Source organism: Syntrophaceae bacterium, from assembly GCA_013177825.1.
Lineage (GTDB): Bacteria > Desulfobacterota > Syntrophia > Syntrophales > PHBD01 > PHBD01.
The window spans coordinates 64226-83390 of the sequence record JABLXX010000002.1; the positions used below are offsets into that span (position 1 = coordinate 64226).

Consider the following 19165-nt stretch of genomic DNA (forward strand, 5'->3'; position numbering starts at 1 on the left):
GTTCACCCCGTCATTCCAGGAGACCCCGGACCAGGGCCGCCACGGTCTCCCTGGCGGGCCTCGTCCGGTACAGGCCGTAGTCCGGTCCCTTCCGCGGATCGACGCCCCGGAGGAAGACATAGCAGACGCCGCCGAAGTGCGTCTCGTATTCGTAGCCCGGCACCCGCCGGGCCAGCCACCGGTCCAGCGCCGCGACGTAGAGGTGGTACTGGAGGACGTACAGATCCTCCTCCATGGCCTCCGCCAGGCGCTCCGGGCCATAGTCATCGACCCGGCCGCCGAGGTGGTTCGACTTCCAGTCCACCAGCCAGAACCGCCCCTCGGCCCGGAAGACCAGGTCCATGTAGCCCTTGAGGAAGCCCCGGACAGGGTCGAACCGCAGCCGCCCGATCCGCTCCGGGACCGAAGGGGCGATGTCGGCGAGGCCGTCCAGGATCTCCGCGAGACGCCCGGGACTCAGCGGTTTCAGGGGGAAGTGAAACTCCAGCTCCGTCAGGCGGTCCTGCATGGGGATCTCCGAAAAGATCCCCGCGCCGCTCGCGGCGAAGGGCGCCGCCAGGACCTTTCCGACCGTCTCCCCAACGGCGTCCCGCCATTCGGCGCCGAAGCCGTGGCGGCGGAGTTTCTCCTCGATCAGCCGGCCGCGGATTTCCGGGTCCCTCTCCGTGAAGTCCAGGTGCTCCAGAAGATCGTGGAAAAATGTTCCCGCACGGGCGCCCCGGGGGAAGGCGAAGATGCCTGCCGGCTCTTCCGCAGCCTCGACGCCGGGGGCGGCGCCGTCCCGGTCCGGCAAGTCCGGAGCCCAGGCCGCAGGGGAACCGGGGTCCGCCCGGTCCGCCGTAAGCCACGAGTAGCTGGCGACCCGCCAGTCCCGGGGGATCGAGCCGGTGAACAGACGTAAGCGGACAGGTGCCGGGGGCTCCCGGGGAGGCAGCGGTGTCGCGGACGCCCGGTCCGGGTCCGGGGGCTCCGTCACGGCGATGGTTCCGTCGGCGTCGGCCGCAAGGTCCAGGAGATCGCCCCGCAGCGCCTTGTCGTCGAGGGAATCCAGCCGGGCCGCCGCGGCGTCGCAGACGTCCTCCGGGTCATGGTCGCGAAGGTGGAGGATCCGGGCCAGTGCCGAGGTGCCGGCATCCTTGAAGGGGCCCCAGGCGATGCAGCAGCGGTGCTTTGCCCTGGTCAGGGCCACGTAGAGGAGCCGGATGTTCTCGGCCATCTCCTCCCGCAGGGCCTGTTTGCGGTTGCCGGCCCGCTCCGGGTCGATGACGAGGAGGGGTCGCCAGTCGTCGTCCGGATCGTGGTACAGCCAGGTCTTTTCCTTCCGAAGGCGGGAGCCGGTCCACAGGAACGGACAGAAGACCACGGGGTACTGGAGTCCCTTGCTCTTGTGGATCGTGACGATCTTCACGGCCTCGGCGTCCTGTTCCAGTCGCAACTCCTGCTCCTCCGCCCGGATGCCCTCCGGACGGGTCTTTTCGCTGCGCTGCCGGGACAGCCATTTCATGAGCCCCGGCGGGCCGAGCTTCCGGGCGGAGACCTCGCCGTGGAGCAGCTCCCCCAGGTGGAGGAGGTTCGTCAGACGCCGCTCGCCGTCGGGGAACGAGAGGAGACGCTCCCGGACGCCCTCCGTCCGCAGCAGCTCCCGGAACATGGGCATGAAGCCGGCCCGGTCCCAGATCTCCCCGTATTCGCGGAACCGGGCGGCGCGGGCCTCCCAGAGACGCTCCTCCTTGAACTCCTCCTCGATCTCGATCCCGTTCAGGCCGAACATCTCCGTCGCCAGGGCGGCCTTCAGGTATCCCTCGCGGCCCGGCTCCGCCGCCGCGGCGAGGACCTGCTCCAACTCCCCCGCCTCGCCGGAGTCGAAGACGTTTTCGTCGCTCTGGATCACCGCCGGGATCCCGCTGTTCCTGAGGGCTTCCCGGACGTCGCGGGCCTCGAAGCGGCTGCGGACGAGGACCGCCACGTCTCCCTCCCCAAGCCGCCTGTTCCCGATCAGCGCCCGGCCGTCCAGGCCGAGGCGAATCAGGCGGGAGATTTCCGACGCCAGGGCCTGCGTGATCAGCGCTTTCGTTCCGGACTTGTTTCCGGCAACGCCGGCCGCGGCCAGGCGGTTGTGTCCGTAGAACCGGATGGTCAGGGGGGGCTCCCTGTTTCCGTCCTCCGTCAGGAATTCCCGGTCCGGCATGTCTCCCGCCGTGGCCTCGTGAAAATCGATTTTTTCGTACAGGAACGGGTTTTTCACGTTCCGGAAAAAGGCGTTCACGGCGGCGACGAGGTCCGGCTCGGACCGCCAGTTCTCCGTCAGGGTGTACCGTCGTGCCACGTCGCGGGAGGCCCGGATGTAGGCGAACAGGTCGGCGCCGCGGAAGCTGTAGATCGCCTGCTTCGGGTCGCCGATCAGGAAGAGCGGATGCCTGCCGTCCCCGAAGACGGCATGGAAGATGGCGTACTGCACCGGGTCCGTGTCCTGGAACTCGTCGATGAGGGCTGCATTGTAGCGAGTCCGGAGGCGGCGGACCAGGCGATCCCCCGCGGGTCTCTCCAGCGCCCCGTGCAGGTCCAGGAGGAGGTCGTCGAAGGATTGGAGATTCCTCCTTCGCTTCCGCGCGGCCAGCTCCTCCGGGAGTCGGCGGATCGCCTCGGCCTTGAGGAACAGGAGGCGGTCCGCCATCTGCGCCTCCAGAACGGCGTGCCGCTCCAGGAGCTCCGCGCAGAGGCCGAAAAACGGGTGCTCCGGCGTGGTTTTCCCCTTGTTGGTTCCCGCCCGCAGGGCTTCCGGGGTGAGCTTGGCCAGCGTGTCCGGGATCGGGATGCCGGATCCGGCGGCGGCATACCCGTCGAGAGCGGACACCAGGCCCTCCGGACTGCGGTACTTGCTCCTGCTCAGGCCCGGGGCCATCAGGAGAGCCGCCACGTCTTCCCGGCTCGTCGTCCAGGCGGACTTCAGGTGGGTGAAGGCCTCCCGGAACGGCTCCAGGGCGTCGAGGGCCGGGGCGGTCGGCGGGGTCTCGGGGACGATCCTGAGGGCCGGGTCCAGGGAGCGGCGCCTCGTCAGCTCCAGGAAGGCGTCGGGACCGGCAAGGTCCGCCACGGCGAAGGCGGCGAACTCCCGCGGGGCATCGTAGAAGTGCCGGCGCCAGAAGTCCCGGAGGATCTCCAGGCGGAGATCCTCGACGTCGGGCGTCATCTCCGTTCCGAAGAGGCTGTGGCTCTCGAAGACGTTTTCCCGGAGAGCCCGCTGGCAGAAGGCGTGGATCGTGGCGATGGGGACCTCGTCGAAGTCCCGCAGGGCCTCCCGAAGAATGATCATGGCCCGGAGCGGCCGGGGATGCTTCTTCACCAGGCCGTCCAGGAAGGAGTCTCCCGACGTGCCCGCCGCCTCGAAGGCCTTCATGGCCTCGCGGATGCGGTTCCGGATCCGTTCCCGGAGCTCCTCCGTGGCGGTCTCCGTGAACGTGACGACGAGAATCCCGCGGGCCTCCAGTTCCTTTTCCAGGAGGAGCCGGAGGAAGATGGCCTCGATGGCGTAGGTCTTCCCCGTTCCGGCGTTGGCCTCGATGAGGTTCGTCCCCTCGAGGGGACTGGTGAGGAGGTTGAAGGGCCGCGGATCCGCCATCACGCCTCCTCGCTTTCCAGCAGGGGATTGTAGACCGCGAGGGCCGTGGGACCGAAGGTCTCGTCCTCCAGCGGGGACGCCCCGCGGAAGCAGATGCCGTACCAGGAATCGTCTTTTTCGGGGTATTTGAAGGCGTTCCACCTGCCGAAGGCGGCGGCCAGGGCCGCGGCGGAGTCCCCGGTCTTTGCAGAGCGGACCGCATATTCCAGGGACGATTCGGGGAAGAAGGGCAGGGGTCTCAGGAGGCCCCTCCCGTACAGCTCCAGGAGCGTTGCAAGGGCCGCCTCCGGATTTTCCGGTTCGCCGTAGAACCGGGTCTTCCCGTCGCGGCCCACCAAAACGGACCGCCAGGCGGTGCGGCCCGCCGCGTGGCCCGCCAGGTGGGCGATCCAGGCCCGCAGGCGGTCCCGGGCCGTAATCTTCGCGGGCCGGAAAGACACGGGTCCTCCGGCAAAGACGTTTCCGATCCGGCCGGTCAGACGAAATTCCCCGATGGCCAGATCCAGGACCAGCGGCTCCGCCGGACCCCCTTCCGTATGGGGTCGCACGGCCGCCAGGAGCGCCGCCGCCTCGCCCCACAGGTCGTCGAACCGGCAGAAGCCGGGTGCTCCATGGGGAAGGAGCCCGGCGGCCCGCAGGGCATCCCGGGCGTTTCCGGGGTCCGTCCCGGTCCGGGCGGCCCCGAGCAGGTACTGCAGGACACTGTATCGCTCCCGGCTGCCCAGGGCGAAGGGCTCGGCCTCCTCCAGCGGCTCCTCTTCCCGCACCAGCCGGAGCCCCAGGCGGCGGGACAGGAGAAACCGCGCCGGGTTGGCGAAGAAGGAAGCCAGGGCGTTGAGGTCCACGGTCCGCCATTCCGGTTCCGGCTCCGACAGGTCCGACGGCAGGAAATCCTCCGGCGGCGTCCGCCTCCCCGCGGCGCGCAGGGCGGCGGCGCCGTTTTCCGGGGAATAGCTGACGAAGCGCTCGTCGCCCCCGAAATACAGGGGGCTGAAGGCCTGGAGAGGGTGTCGCGTCACCAGACGGTCCCGGAGATCCCCTCCCTCCGGGCCGACGAAACCGGATTCCACCACGTCGAGGAGCTCGCTCACCAGGACCGACGGGGGGCGGGATGCATTGTCCCGGATCCCCTGGCCCGTGTAGCTGATGTAGAGCTTTTCCCGGGCTGACAGGAGGGATTCGAGGAACAGGTACCGGTCGTCCTGCCGGCGGGAGCGGTCGCCCCGGCGGGGGCTTTGCGCCATCAGGTCGAACCCCAGGGGGACCGAGACCCGCGGATAGGCGCCGTCGTTCATGCCCAGGAGGCAGAGGACCCGGAAGGGGATGCTCCGCATGGGGAGCATGGCGCAGAAGGTGATCCCGCCGGCGAGGAACCCGAAGCCGAACCCTTTTCCCCCCAGGCGCTCCCGGAGGTGGTCGCGGACCACGGCAGGGCCGACGGGTTCGGCGAACCCCGCCACCGCCGCCAGGTCTTCCAGCTCGGTGATCGTCCGGTACAGCGTCTCGATTTCTCCCAGGGGGTCGTCGTCCCGGGAGAGAAAGGCGTCCAGCGTCTCCGCGAGGAAGCGAGACCAGTCCGCGGGGGGACGGGGACGATCGATCTCCGCGGCGATGCGGAAGAGGGCGTCGGTGAAGCCGAGGAACCTTGCCAGGATCTCCGCCTCCCCTCCCTCGATGCGGTCGTAGGGCACGATGCCGAGGAATGGGGCGTCATCGTCCCGGGCCGTCAGGGCGTACCCCAGGAGCAACCGGTCGAGGCCCGCCCGCCAGGTGTTTTCGGCTATCTCCGGCAGGCCCAGGGCAGCCCGGTGGACGGCGTCCCTGCCCCAGCGGATGCCGGACTCGCGGATCCAGACGGCGACGCGCTCCAGGTCCTCTTCGGAGAGGCCGAAGCGGGACCGGACCGGGGCCGCCTCCAGGAGGTCGAGGACGTCCGGTGCGCCGAGGCGGCTCCCCGCCAGGTCCAGGAGGCGGAAAAAGGCCTCCGCCGCCGGGCTGTCCTGGGGGAGGCTGCGGTCGGCGATGCTGAAGGGGATGCGCCGGGGATCGCCGGGGGGCAGCGAGAAGACCGCCTGGACATAGGGTGCATACAGGCCGAGGTCGGGCGTCATAACCAGGATGTCCCTCGGCTCCAGTCCCGGGTTTTCCTCGAAGAGGGCGAGCAGGCGGTCCTGGAGGACCTCCACCTCCCGCATGGGGCTGTGGCAGGAGACGATCTCGACGGAGCGGTCGCCCGGCGGGATGAGAGTCCGCTCCCCGTCTTTTCCCCGCTCCCGGAGGTTCAGGATGTCCGACTGCAGCGTTGCAAGCAGCGTCCCTTCGCCCGGGTCCTCGTAGGATTCGTCTTTCGGCACTTCCCGGGTTTCGAGGAGGTCGAAGAAGTCCCGGCCGAGGGTTCCCAGGGAGGCCAGGAGGGGATTGCCCTCCTCCAGGTGGAGCTCTGTCCCGTCCCCGCCGTCGCGGGCGAGCCGGCGTCCCGGGACGATGTCGCCCCAGTACTCCCGGCAGGGGTTCATGACGAAGAGGTGGACGTCCGCATGGGCCGAGAGGGTCGCCAGGACCTCGATGTGGAACGGCGGGAGGGCCGAGATGCCGAAGACCGAGACCCGCGGGGGCAGGCCGGCCGGCCGGAAAGCGGGATTCGCCAGGGCTTTTCGGAACGCCGTGAACATCGTCGCCCGGTGGTTCGAGCCTTTCCTCGTCGCCAGCTCCCTCCAGAGGGCGGCCTGCCAGTGGTTGTCGTCCCCTTTCTCCCAGTTGCGGATCCAGTCGGGCCGGAAGAGGAGGTAGAGGTCGAAGAGGTCGGCGATGCGGCCCGAGAGTTGGTAGAGCCGGAGATCCCGCTCCGCCTCGCCCAAGTAGCCCCGGAGATCCCCGAAGCCCGGCCGGTCGAGACAGGCCGGCAGGAGCCCCATGATCTCCCAGGCCATCACGGCCGGGTCGAAGGGGGAGCTGTCCGGTTTGCCACCGCCGGCGGCGTCTCCGAGGACTGCCCGGAAAACCTCCTGGACGAAGTGGTTCGGAAAGGGGAAGCGAAGGTTGGCCGCCACCCCGTGGCGCTTCGCCAGCTCCAGGGAGACCCACCGCTCCATGCCCCGGCTCTGGACCAGGATCACCTCCGCCTGGAACGGGTCCGCCGACGGGGCGTCCAGCGCCTCCGCCAGCCGGTCCGCCAGGATCTCCAGGCGGTTGCTCGTGTGCAGGATCAGGCCGGGCATGGGAAGGTCCGTTTTTGGGGATGGATAAGCATGGCCTGCACTCTGCCATGGCTTGGCCGCGCTTTCAAGGCCAAGTCGACAAGGGATTGTCGTATGATTCCATTCGGTATAGAGTGGATCTTAATGTCCGATTGAATTTTCTTATGCTTCCAGCGCAACACGCACTTGTTGTTTCTGTTGGTTGACAAAGTCATCGGATCGTGTACGAAAGGAAGGCATCTATGGATTCCGGCTCTTGGGCTTGAATTCATTACAGATGCCCGCCGCTAACGGAGATTTCTGGACATCAAACGGCTGTTCCGAGGAGAAGCTATGCAGGCGGACACCGAGGCTGCCTCAGTATCTGCAAAAGAAGGAGGAGATAATACATATGCCGATTAAAGCGGAAAAAGAGAGCAATGTCCTGTCACTTGCTGATCGACGCGCTTTCATGAAGCTGCCCATTAAGGAGCGCCGGAAGATCATGGCGCGTCAGGCAAATGAGATGGTGTCACATTACGAGAGCGAGACGGTTCGCGAGAAGCTGGAAACTCTGGACATCGTTGAATATTGAGAAAAAAGAAATTTAGCCGGATCTCCTTCAGGCTTTTTTTTTCTTTTTAACGCCGTATTTCCAATAGTTCATGATAGCCAATGTCATGGCCTGATTGCTGACCTGGAAAGTCCTCGCAAGCTTGTCGACATCACTTAGATTGCCTTCAAATTTCTTGAGCTGATCATAAGGAACGAGAAGTTCGGATGCGAACGTATCCGCTTCGATTTCTGCCGGTGGTTTCTTCTTTCCCTGAAAAAGATCCTGCTCTCTTACCTCTTCGGGGTCATAAATATCTCGTTTGGAGTGTTGAAGAAAGATATGGCCCAGTTCATGAGCGAGCGTAAATCGCTGTCTGTGGAGTGGCCTCGCCTTGTTTATAACCGCAATTGCCGGCTTGCCTTCGATCGCCAGAATGGCCCCGTCGATCTCGTCGGCGTCGTTGAGTTCGACGTATTTCAGGTTTAGTCCCTCGAAGATCTTGGTAAGATCGGTCGGAATATCAGACAATGAGTAATCCTTCAGGACCTTTCTTGCCATCTCTCTGGCAAATCTTGTGTTCGGTTCCATGCGCCAAGTCCTCCGAGCACCTCTTCTCTATCGCAGGCAGTCGCCGACTTTTTTCAGGTATTCCGGATTAACCGTGCGTCGAGATGCCGGCGCATCTTCCACGACATATTTCTCAAGAATTTTGTTCATGCTTCGGGCATATACAGATTCCGCCGGCTTCCCATGGGCGGGCGTCCGGGCGTGCATAAAGGAGACCTGGCTTCTCAAACCTTGTATTTTCAAAGTATTTTCAAGCAACTGCTTGAGGTTGTCCATTGTAATACGAAAGAATCTCACAATGTTGGCGGCAATTCCTATTGGGATGTTCTCGGGAGGGATTTCATTGTTTTCAATCTTTTCAAGTTCGCCCGTGCCGATCCCCAGCTTTATACCAACAACGTCAGCCGTGATCTTTGTAGCCGCGATCATATTTCTGACAAACTCACCCAGGGACACGGAATCCGATAAAAAACGGGGCCTCGCTTTCTCAATCTCGGCCTGCATTTCCGTCTCAATCAGGTTGACCCTTGCCTCTGGAAACCGTTCGATAAACTGATGAATCAGGAGATTCATCGACGGGGAGATATCAACTTCTCCCCTCTCCCAACGGCCGTAACTGTTCCGTCCGATGTGGAGAAGATCGCAGATTTCTTCCAGACTCATCTTCAGTATCTGCCGAAGCAGTTTCAACTGCTGCGGCGTCAAGGTTGGTTTGGAACTGAATTCCATGTTGATTCGCTTCTTGTCCATTGCGAGACTTTGCTCATGGGTGAAGACAGTGTCGCCGCAGCCCGGGCACTTTTCACATTCCAAATCCGGGATGACCTGCAACCGGCCGTTGATCATGGCCTCCTTTGAAACCAATGTCGTTTGATAATCGTGTTCGAAACAGTTTGCGCAAATCATCAATCAATCCTCTTATTTGCTGATGCAAAAGGATGTTAGGCGCCACATCATGAATTCACCCGTTTCCGGGTGATAATTGGAGCAAACTTTACAAAAGATTTTAATGCATTTCGTACTTTCGCCGGGTATTACATAGTGCGTGTTTTTAGGACTGCTTGCTCTGGAACTCGTGGCGGGCATAACCTTTTCGATGGAGGTAGCATTCAGGATCACTTTTTCGACATCTGCCTCAAAAAGGCTATCCCGAAGCATGTCATCAATACAATCACCTGTCTTGATGAGTTTTCTCTGCCGATACGCTTCTTGAATTTCCTTAATGACGACTTGTACGGCTAATTGTTCCCGAAGGGTTCTGCTCATGAAGACTCCATTCGTCTTGGCTTGTCTCATACCAATTGGTGTTTTTTTCGTCAAGAAGAATTTTGCCCGAAAGGCTTTTTGGTTCCATTGAAATTTTTAATACCATGAAATTAAACGGTTATAACAGAGATTCCAGCAGGCTGGCTTCGAGAAACTGGCGCTGGGTTGTGGCTTTCGCTTCAAGGCCGACCTCCAATTCATCGCAAACGTCCATCAGTTCAGCTACCTTCGCCACAATGCGGCTCTGTTCGGCGAGGGGGGGGAGGGGGCAAGGATAGTTTCTTAGGAACGCAAGTGACACAAATGCTTGAAGTCCACCAGTTGCTACCTTTCGCATTTGATTAGAAGCAAATTGAAGAAACAGCTTAAGGAATCCGGGATTAGATAAGTCCCTATTAAAATATTTGAATAGAGCAACATTTTTTATACTGAAAGGACGATCTGTATCAACAATGACTGGATTCCCAATGCTTCCAATCATAGCAAACAAGATGTCTCCTTTGTCAACAGCGGACCTTTGGTTTATCTTTAAATAGTCCTGCTCACTAATGAATTTGATGTCATAAAAGGAGAGTTTCCCAGAATAGAGGTTTTTACTTGTAATAAGTGGATAACCATTATTTACGTATTTAGGTGTGTCATGTGTGCCATCTCGCACATCATATATGGTTCCAAGTTTGGTCCATGTCCATTGTTTTGGAATATCAAAATTCGTATTATCAGTGCAAACCGAATTTACTAGATTTGATTTCTTAGATGTTTTTTTATTTACCAACCCTTTTTTTGAGAACAAGATATTGTTTATCAGTTCTTCGGCTGTTTCATCATGTTTGTTTTGTTGTACAAGTTTCCCATGGACTGCGAGGCTAAGGATTGTCTGGCGGAGTTGCTGGATGTGTTCGGGACGTGTTGTGAAGCGCGGGAGGTGTCTGAAATAGAAGCGGGCGCTTTCTTTAAAAGATGGGTGGGCACCGGGTTCCGGACTTGCGTCGCCGTTGTTGATGCCATGAAGGGTTGCCGCCACCAGCCGGTCGCGGCGCCTTTCCCTTTTCGTTTGTTCCGCCTCCAACTCGTCACAGAGTGCCATCAGTTCACCCACCTTTGCCACGATGCGGTGTTGTTCCGCGAGCGGGGGAAGGGGAAACGGCGAATAAGAAAAGTACTCTTTCGGGACACGTTTCTGTCCCGCAGTTCCAGTCATCTTAGGTATTCCGCCTCCGATGAAATGAGGTGACTTCAAGAATATCAAGACATAATCTGGTGAGACATCTATTGGTCTTAATACATGAAGCTCTGTTGTCCCCGCACCGAGGCCCCCCGTAAGGTTACGAAATACAGTTGATTTTCCGTTTTCAAAGCAAGGAGTGATCTTTGCCAAGCCTACATCACCTTCTGCAAAGTGAGTGAAACCTTTCTTAATCTCTACCCACGGTCGGATTTCATGACCACTTGGGTTCCCATATTCAACAGTAATCAACGACATTGGGATGAACGACACATCGGTTGTGTCATCTGCTTTGCATCTTGGGTTGACTACACCAATTTTTGCCATCTGTGTCCATTGCCACCCAGTTGGAATGTCAAACGGTACCTCTTCTGTGTTTGACGATGGTGTGTCTTGCTGGCGATATAAGCCCATTTGAATCAAACCAGCTTTTTCCGTCTCAATCCGCTTCAATAACTCCGCTGCCGATTCATCATTCGGATCCTGCTCCACAAGCTTTCCCCTCACAGCAAGATCCAGAATGAAGCGCCGCAGACGGGGTATGGCGTCGGGGTCTTCTGCAATCCGGTGGAAGTGTTTCAGCAGGCTCTCGGGGCTCATCGCAGGAGGGCCTCTTCCAGGATGGCCTTCAGGCGGTCGCGGAGGCGGGCGGTTTCGGTCTCGCTCTGTTCCAGTTTGGCGAGGAGTTCTGCGGGGTCGCCGTGGTTTTCCTCAACGGTGTGTGGGTTCTTGAAGTCCAGGTTGAAGTTACGGGCTCGGATCTCATCGATCGTCACCTTCCAGGCAACTTCGTTTTCCTCCCGCCGGTCCCACCACTCGATGCAGGGTTTCAGGTGCTCGAAGCGGATGGGCCGGGTCATGGAGTAGGCCTTCTGGCCCTCGGGCACGCGGTGCTCGTAGTACCAGACCTCCTTCGTCTCCGTTCCCTTTTCGAAGAAGAGCAGGTTCGTGCCGATGGAGGCGTAGGGCTTGAAGACGCTGTTGGGAAGGCGGACGATCGTATGGAGGTTGCAATCCTCCAGCAGGTGCTCCTTCAGCCGGGTCTTGACGCCCTCGCCGAATAGGGTGCCGTCGGGGAGCACCACGGCCGCGCGGCCAGTGGGCTTGAGCAGGCGGACGATCAGGGCCAGGAAGAGATCCGCCGTCTCGCGGGTCTGAAAGTGCTTCGGGAAGTTGGTCTCGATGCCGTCCTCCTCGCGGCCGCCGAAGGGAGGATTGGTGAGGACGATGTCCACGCGGTCCGCCTTGGAATAGCTGACATACGGCCGGGCCAGGGTGTTGTCGTGACGGACGAAGGAGGGGTCATCAATGCCATGGAGCAGCATGTTCGTGACACAGAGCATGTGGGGAAGCTGCTTCTTCTCCGTGGCCCGCAGGGCCTTTTGCATCCGCTCCTCGTCCTCCGGGGTCTTCACGTAGCGATCGCGCATGTGCCCGATGGCGCAGGTGAGGAAGCCCCCGGTGCCGCAGGCGGGATCGAAGAGGATCTCGCCGGGCTTCGGGTCGATGCGGTCGGCCATGAAGGCCGTGACGGCGCGGGGCGTGTAATACTCCCCTGCGTTCCCGGCGCTCTGGAGGTCGTTGAGGATCTGTTCGTACAGGTCGCCGAAGTGCTGGCGCTCCTTGAGGTTGTTGAAGTCGATGGCGTTGATCTTGTTGATCACCTGCCGCATGAGCTGGCCGGATTTCATGTAGTTGTAGGCGTCTTCGAAAACGCTCTGCACAACGCGGCGGCGGCCGTCCTGGGCGGAACCGGAGAGTTCCTTCAGGGTGGGAAAAAGCTTGTCATTGACGAAGGACAGAAGCTCATCACCGGTCATGCCCTCCGGGTCGGCGGCCCAGGAACGCCACTTGAGCTTTTCGGGAATCGGCGAGCGGTAACCCTTCCGCATCATCTCCAATTCCTCGTCCTGGTCGTCGATGATCTTGAGAAAGAACATCCAGCAGAGCTGGGAAATGCGCTGGGCATCGCCGTCGACGCCGACGTCTTGGCGCATGATGTCCTGGATGGATTTGACGGTGTTGCGGACGGACATGAATCAGGCAACCTCCCGATACAGAACGTTCTGGAGCTCATGGACGGCCTGCTCGAATCCCGCGCGGCCGCCGAACCGTTTGATCAGTTCCATGGGGGTTCCCATGGAGGCGAAGGGGGCGACCCGGAGGATCTGCGGATCGTCCAGGTCGGTGACGCCGTCGTCCTGGTATTTCTGGAGGATGGCCTCCAGCACGGCGCGGGCCTGATCGCCATACCTGGCGAAGACATCTCCCTTGCGGACATTGTCGGCCCGCTCACGGCGGGTGAGGGGCGGCCGGTCGAAGGCTACGTGGCAGATGAGATCGAAGGGGTCCAGGTCTTTTCCCACCTCTTCGGCCAACGGCTCCAGGAGCAGGCCTTCCTCTGCCAGTTCGTCGATCACCGCCTGCTTGCGTTCGGATTCCTTCCAACGGCGGAGGAATTCATCCAGGCTGGCATATCGTTTGCGAAGTGTCCGCTTTGAATAGTCCCGCAGGGACTCGGTGACGAGCTTGCCGTTCTCATCCAGGTACTGAATGCGCTCAGCGACGACTTCCACGGGTTTCCCTTCGATGTAAAACTTGTAGCGCCTGTCGCTTCCTGGCGGGATCGTGATGTCCGGCGGTTCCGGATCGACGATGACCGTCTCGTCGTTGCCGGGCTCGGGCGGGATCGGATCCTCCCCGTCGCTCGTGTGCGGGACATCGTCCGGCGGAGTCACCGGATCACCCTCACCGGGTTCGTAAATCTGCACCGGCTCGCCGTCGAAATCGGGATCGGCGAAGTGGTTGGTGGCCTTCCGGAAATCGAGGATGGTGAAGTAGTACTTCGCCGTGTCTTCATGGACACGAGTCCCGCGGCCGATGATCTGCTTGAACTCCGTCATGGAGCCAACCTCGCGGTCGAGCGCGATGAGGCGGCAGGTCTGCACGTCGATCCCGATGGCAAGGAGGCGGGAGGTCGTGACCAGCACCGGGAAGGTTGCCTCGGGATCCGTGAAATTGCCGAGCTGGGCGTTTCCCTCCGTATCGTCGCCGGTGATCCGCATGACGTAGCGGGTGTTCTTTTTGACCAGGTCTTCGTTCTCATTGATCAGGGCTTGGCGCATCCGGGCAGCGTGCTCCGTATCGACGCAGAACACGATGGTCTTTTGAAAACGGTCTCCGCTCTCTTTCAGGAAATCAGAGATCCTGGCGGCCACCCGCTTGGTGCGCTCGTCGATGACCAGGCTGCGGTCGAAATCCTTCTGGTTGTAAATGCGATCCTCGATCTCATTGCCGTATTTGTCGACCTCCCCCCGGGTCGGCCGGTAGCCCTCGATATCGACGTCCATGTGGATTTTCACGACCTTGTATGGCGCGAGGAATCCGTCGCGGATGCCGTCCTTCAGAGAATAGAAATAAACCGGTGGCCCGAAGTAATGGATGTTCGAAACGTATTCGGTTTCTTTTGGGGTGGCGGTGAGACCGATCTGTGTGGCCGAGGAAAAATGATCGAGAATTTCACGCCAGGCGGAGTCCTCGGCGGCGCTACCACGGTGGCACTCATCGATGACGATCAGGTCGAAGAAATCCCGCGACAGTTCCCGAAACAGCTTCTGCCGGTCTTCCGGGCCGGTGATGGCCTGGTAGAGGGCCAGGTAGATTTCATAGGAGGTGTCGATGCGCCGGTATTTCTTATCCACAGCGGTCGGCAGGTCCACCTTTGTGCCGTCCTCGCGCTCGATGGTTTTGGACTGGGTGCTGAGCTTTGCCATGGCCTTTCCAAAGGGCCGAAAGTCGTTGACCATGGCCTGGTCGACCAGGAAGTTGCGGTCGGCAAGGAAGAGGATGCGCTTCTTCCGTCCTGACTTCCACAGGCGCCAGATGATCTGGAAGGCCGTGTATGTCTTGCCGGTTCCGGTGGCCATGACCAGGAGAATTCGATCCCGGCCCTTGGCAATGGCCTCGATGGTTCGGTTGATGGCGATGCGCTGGTAATAACGCGGCTCTTTCCCGCCGCCGTCTTCGTAATAGCTCTGCAGGAAGGTTTCTTCCTGTTCCGCACTCAGCCCTTTCCATGTTCGGTAGCGGCTCCAGAGCTGCTCCGGGGTGGGGAAGGCATCGAGAGCAAGTTCTGTCTCGATCGGGCTGGAAAGGCCGGTGCTGTCATGGAAGAGGAAGGCGTCGCCATTCGAGGAAAAGACGAAGGGGATGTCCAGGGCCGCGGCGTATTCCAGCGCCTGCTGCATGCCGCCGCCGACGGCGTGGTTGTTGTCCTTCGCTTCGATGAGGGCAAGGGGGATGTTCGGCTGGTAGTAGAGGATGTAGTCGGCTCGTCGGGCCTTGCCGCGGGTTACCAGCTTTCCGCGGACGATGATCCTGCCCTTGGTGAAGCCGACTTCCTCGCGGATCTGGGAATGAACGTCCCAGCCTGCTTTGACAATCGCCGGGGTAATGAACTTGGTGCAGATGTCCCGCTCGCTCAGGTCTTTTTTATTCACGCGGCATCCTTCCCCGGAGTCCCGAAGTGTAAACCGTTTCAAGAACGTGGAAATCGAAACGGAATGAGAAGTTGAGCTTGTTAGAAGAATATCAGGGATTCCTCGATTCCGCCGAGGAGCATAGGGAGATTGATTTGGTATGTCAAGGGGCTATGCCATGAATGTCGCAAATCGTGTGTTCGAGGCCTCATCAATAGTCCGAAGGGCGACGTATCCGCCCCCCCTCAGTCGCGCGCCTTCCCCACCGGGGCGAGGTAGATGGTGAACTCCTCCTCCCCGTCGACGCCCAGCAGGCGGTCCATGGCCTCCTGGTCGTAGGCGGCCACCGCACAGGTCCCGAGTTCCGCGGCCTCGCAGGCCAGGTAGAGGTTCTGGCAGACATGGCCGGCATCCAGGGCGATGACCTTGTGGGCCGCCCGTCCGTAGCGCCACTCCATCCGGTAGGGAATCGCGGTCCAGACGAAGGTGACCGCCGACCGGCCGAGGCAGGGTTGGCCGAAGGCCGCCGCAACGAGTTCCGATGACAGGCTCTCCTCGCGGGACACCGGCAGGAGTTCGTGCTCCAGCGGAAGATACCGGTAGATCCCGGGATCGATGCCCGCCACATTCAAGGCGCACAGATACGTCTCCAGGGCGTGGCGGCAGCCTGCCGAGGGGACCGTCCGGAGGGCGTGGCCGCGGTCGAGAACCTTCCGGACGCCCTGAGTGGCCCAGAGAAGGAACGAGAGCGTCTCCAGGGAGAGCGGCTCCGGAAGAAAGTCCCGGCGGCTCCGGCGGCGGGCCATGGCCCCCGCGAGGTCGCAGGCGGGGGTCGAATCGCCGGGCCGGACGGACGGCAGGGTGATGCGGGCGGCATCCGGCGGCCAGGGCTTCTCGACGGGCGGGGGAGGGACGCCCCGGTTCTGGTCGGTCCGGGAGAAGTCGGTGTGCCGGCGGATCGTGTCCTTGAGGAAAAACCGGAATTTTTCCAGGTGCGGATCGGTCATGGCGGGTCCTTTCCGGAGCCGTTTTCTGTCTGGCCCGACTGTATGGAAAACGACGGGGGGTGTCAAGACGGCCGGTGCTGCCGGATGAATCGCGGTTTGGCCTGCTCCCCGCGCAGGCTCCCTCCCTGCTTGACACGAAGGGTCCGCCTCCGTATAGTAGCAATGCTAAAAACAGCGTATTATTGAAAAGATAAGAAGGAACACCGGGAGCTGTCATGACCCTCGACATGCTGATCGTACTGGGAGTGATCGCGCTGGCCGTCGCTCTCTTCGCGTCGGAGAAGCTGCCCGTTGATCTCACGGCGATTCTCGTCATGTGCATCCTCCTCGTGACGGGGATCGTGACGCCCGCGGAGGGGCTCTCGGGTTTCAGCAACTCCGCCACGGTCACCGTCGCCGCCATGTTCATCCTCAGCGCCGCGCTGACAAAGACCGGGGCGGTGAATTTCCTCGGGGACCTGACGTCGAGGATCTTCCGCTTCAACTTCTGGGTCGGCCTCGTCGGAACCATGCTTGCCGTCGGCGCCATGTCCGCCTTCATCAACAATACGCCCATCGTGGCCGTGTTCATCCCGATCCTGCTGGGGCTCTCAACGGCGAACAAGATCAGCCCCTCCCGGCTCCTGATGCCGATCTCCTTCGCCTCCATGTTCGGCGGCGTCTGCACGCTCATCGGGACATCGACCAACATCCTGGTCAACTCCATCGCCGTTCAGTATGGCCTGCCGGCCTTCGGCATGTTCGAGTTCAGCTCCCTGGGGCTCGTCTTTTTCGCAGCCGGAATGGTCTACATGGTCGTCGTCGGCGTCAGGATGATCCCGGAACGGAGCGTCGCGGCCGACCTGACGGAAAAATTCCAGATGCATGAGTACCTGACGGACATCATTCTCCTTCCCGAGGCGAAGTCCGTCGGCAGAAAAGTATCTGAATCCCCCCTCGTCCGGGAGGTGGAGATCGATATCATCGAAGTGATCCGGGGCGGCAGGCGCCTGTTGACGCCCCTGGAGGAGGTCGTGCTCCAGGAGAACGACCTCCTCCGGGTCCGGTGCGACATCCGGCAGCTCCAGAAGCTGAAGGAGCGGCTGGGGATCCGGATGATCTCGGACTGCCAGCTTCATGACGGCGATTTCCAGTGCGAAGACCTGATCCTGACGGAGGTCGTCATCGCCCCGAACTCGAGCCTCGTGGGGAAAACGGTCAAGTCGGCCCGGTTCCGCAACGTTTTCCGGGCCACGGCCCTGGCCCTGCGGCATCGCGGCCAACTCATGAACACCGGCTTTTCCGAGACCCGCCTCCGGGCCGGTGACGCGATCCTGGTGGAGGCGCGGAGGGAAAATGTCGGGGCGATCCGGAACGACCGGAACTTCGTCGTCGTCTCGGAGATCGAGACGCCCCAGTACCGGAAGGAAAAGATCCTGCCCGCCCTGGCGATCATCGCCGCGGTAGTCATCACGGCGAGCCTGGAAATTCTGCCCATCATGATCGGGGCGATCATCGGAGCCATCCTCCTCGTCGGGGCCAGATGCCTTTCCCTGGAGGAGGCCTACGAGGCCATCGAGTGGAAGGTGATCTTCCTTCTCGGAGGGATCATCTCCCTGGGGGTCGCCCTGGAGAAGACGGGGGCGGCCATGTTCCTGTCCAATCGGATGATCGATCTCCTCGCCGGCCTGGGTCCCGTGGCGATCGTTTCCGCACTCTATCTTCTGTCCATGCTGCTTACGAGTGCCATGTCCAACAACGCAACCGCCGTACTTCTGGCACCCATAGCCATCACCGCGGCGGGCACCATGGGGGTCAGCCCGAAGCCTTTCCTGATGGCCGTCACCTTTGCCGCCTCCGCCAGTTTCATGACCCCCGTGGGCTACCAGACGAACACGATGATCTACGGCGTGGGCCAGTACCGGTTCGCCGATTTCCTGAAGGTGGGGACGCCGCTGAACCTGATCTTCTGGATCCTGGCGACGATCTTCATCCCCGTTTTCTTCCCCTTTCAGGAGGGACCATGAACACGATCTCCGACATCGCGGACCGTATCGTCGATCATCTGAGCATTCCCCTGTTCTCCCTGGGCGGATCCACGTTCACCCTCTGGATGCTCGTCTACCTGGTCTTCTTTTCCGTCCTCCTCGTCTTCGCGGCGTCGAGGATCAACCGGATCGTCGCGTACCGGATCCTGGCGAACAGCCGGATCGACCTGGGCGTCCGGATCGCCATCGGGTCCATCGTGAAGTATGCCCTCCTGACGATCGGCTTCGTCATCATCCTGCAGACTGCGGGGATCGACCTGAGCAGCATCACCATCCTGTTCGGGGCCCTCGGCGTCGGCATCGGCTTCGGCCTGCAGAACATCACGAACAACTTCGTCAGCGGGCTCATCATCCTGTTCGAGCGGCCCATCAAGGTGGGCGACCGGATCGAGGTGTCCGGCATCGCCGGGGACGTTGTGGACATCTCCATGAGGGCCACCACCATCGTCACAAACGACAACATCTCCATCATCGTCCCGAACTCGGAGTTCATATCCTCGACGGTCATCAACTGGAGTCACACGGACCGCAGCGTCCGCTTCAACTTCCCCGTCGGGGTATCCTACCGGGAGGATCCCCTGAAGATCCGGGAACTCCTGCTGGAAATCGCCCTCGATCATCCCGGCATCCTGAAAGAGCCCCGACCGGACGTGCTGTTCACCGAGTACGGGGACAGCGCGCTGATGTTCAATCTGCGGGTCTGGACGAGCGAATATGTCAACCGTCCCGGAGTCCTGAAGAGCCATCTGTACTATGAGATCTCCCGGCGGTTCCGGGAGGCGGGTGTCGAAATTCCGTTTCCCCAGCGGGACATCCACATCAAGGAAATGCCTAGGGAGTGAGGAGTCGAAATATGGTTCGGAAAATCATGCATTCCCTGAAACTGGACAGCGACATCGAGGATTGCGAGGTCATCCACGCAACCATCGAAAGAGACGTCATCTTCAAGGGACCAACCTCTGGATCCTGGCCTTCGCCATTATCGTGGCCATCAGCAGCAAGTCCAAGGGAAACGTCATTCCCGAGTTCGCCATCGCCACGGTGCCGAAGCGCCGGAAAAGCAGGACGTGATCGTATTCAAAATCAGTAGGGCTTCACTCAGAAAAGCGGACCGGAAAAAATCGCCGGCTGGCTGGCGTCGCGCCTGGAAAAGAAGACGATCAAGGTATTCTACGAGAACTGATCAGGCGGGAGCCGTCCGGGACGTCTCCGTTCCCGATGAGGGGCGGGCGTGAGGGCGGAGC

13 protein-coding genes are annotated in these 19165 nt (G+C 61.0%); 4 read left to right on the plus strand and 9 right to left on the minus strand.

Annotated features, from left to right (window positions below; genetic code table 11):
• Window positions 1-10: 10 nt before the first annotated feature.
• The gene (gene recB / locus HPY65_05305) at window positions 11-3619 is read right to left on the minus strand and encodes an exodeoxyribonuclease V subunit beta (GenBank protein NPU83885.1); all 3609 of its coding nucleotides are present in this window, start codon (window positions 3617-3619) and stop codon (window positions 11-13) included.
• On the minus strand, window positions 3619-6837 hold the full coding sequence (recC, locus tag HPY65_05310; GenBank protein ID NPU83886.1) for an exodeoxyribonuclease V subunit gamma: 3219 nt from the start codon (window positions 6835-6837) through the stop codon (window positions 3619-3621). Before recC ends, recB begins: the two co-directional genes overlap by 1 nt.
• 370 nt (window positions 6838-7207) lie before the next feature.
• Between recC and HPY65_05315 the strand changes: the two genes are divergently transcribed.
• Complete coding sequence (locus HPY65_05315; GenBank protein ID NPU83887.1) at window positions 7208-7390, plus strand: hypothetical protein; 183 nt, start codon at window positions 7208-7210, stop codon at window positions 7388-7390.
• Window positions 7391-7417: 27 nt separating this feature from the next.
• On the opposite strand, the gene HPY65_05320 is transcribed toward HPY65_05315, so the two are convergent.
• The 7 genes from HPY65_05320 to HPY65_05350 all read right to left on the minus strand — a co-directional run bounded on the left by HPY65_05320 (window position 7418) and on the right by HPY65_05350 (window position 15894).
• Window positions 7418-7939 carry an ImmA/IrrE family metallo-endopeptidase gene (locus HPY65_05320; GenBank protein ID NPU83888.1) on the minus strand — a complete coding sequence of 174 codons (522 nt, stop codon included), beginning with the start codon at window positions 7937-7939 and terminating at the stop codon, window positions 7418-7420.
• A gap of 27 nt (window positions 7940-7966) precedes the next feature.
• Entirely contained in the window at window positions 7967-8824 is an 858-nt protein-coding gene (locus HPY65_05325; GenBank protein NPU83889.1) for a type II toxin-antitoxin system MqsA family antitoxin, read from the minus strand.
• Window positions 8825-8836: 12 nt separating this feature from the next.
• On the minus strand, window positions 8837-9184 hold the full coding sequence (locus HPY65_05330) for a hypothetical protein (protein ID NPU83890.1): 348 nt from the start codon (window positions 9182-9184) through the stop codon (window positions 8837-8839).
• 118 nt (window positions 9185-9302) lie between these two features.
• Window positions 9303-11009: a restriction endonuclease subunit S gene (locus tag HPY65_05335; GenBank protein NPU83891.1), complete on the minus strand. Its 1707-nt coding sequence runs from the start codon at window positions 11007-11009 to the stop codon at window positions 9303-9305.
• Window positions 11006-12445 carry an SAM-dependent DNA methyltransferase gene (locus HPY65_05340; protein ID NPU83892.1) on the minus strand — a complete coding sequence of 480 codons (1440 nt, stop codon included), beginning with the start codon at window positions 12443-12445 and terminating at the stop codon, window positions 11006-11008. The genes HPY65_05335 and HPY65_05340 overlap by 4 nt, the downstream gene beginning before the upstream one ends.
• Window positions 12446-12448: 3 nt before the next feature.
• The gene (locus HPY65_05345) at window positions 12449-14908 is read right to left on the minus strand and encodes a DEAD/DEAH box helicase family protein (GenBank protein NPU83893.1); all 2460 of its coding nucleotides are present in this window, start codon (window positions 14906-14908) and stop codon (window positions 12449-12451) included.
• A gap of 224 nt (window positions 14909-15132) precedes the next feature.
• Complete coding sequence (locus HPY65_05350; GenBank protein NPU83894.1) at window positions 15133-15894, minus strand: SagB/ThcOx family dehydrogenase; 762 nt, start codon at window positions 15892-15894, stop codon at window positions 15133-15135.
• Window positions 15895-16109: 215 nt separating this feature from the next.
• On the opposite strand from HPY65_05350, the gene HPY65_05355 reads away from it, so the two are divergent.
• From HPY65_05355 to HPY65_05365, 3 genes are all read left to right on the plus strand, one after another.
• Complete coding sequence (locus tag HPY65_05355; GenBank protein ID NPU83895.1) at window positions 16110-17900, plus strand: SLC13 family permease; 1791 nt, start codon at window positions 16110-16112, stop codon at window positions 17898-17900.
• Window positions 17897-18763, plus strand: a complete 867-nt coding sequence (locus tag HPY65_05360; GenBank protein ID NPU83896.1) for a mechanosensitive ion channel family protein — start codon at window positions 17897-17899, stop codon at window positions 18761-18763. Before HPY65_05355 ends, HPY65_05360 begins: the two co-directional genes overlap by 4 nt.
• 61 nt (window positions 18764-18824) lie before the next feature.
• The gene (locus HPY65_05365; GenBank protein NPU83897.1) at window positions 18825-18992 is read left to right on the plus strand and encodes a hypothetical protein; all 168 of its coding nucleotides are present in this window, start codon (window positions 18825-18827) and stop codon (window positions 18990-18992) included.
• Window positions 18993-19165: the final 173 nt, after the last annotated feature.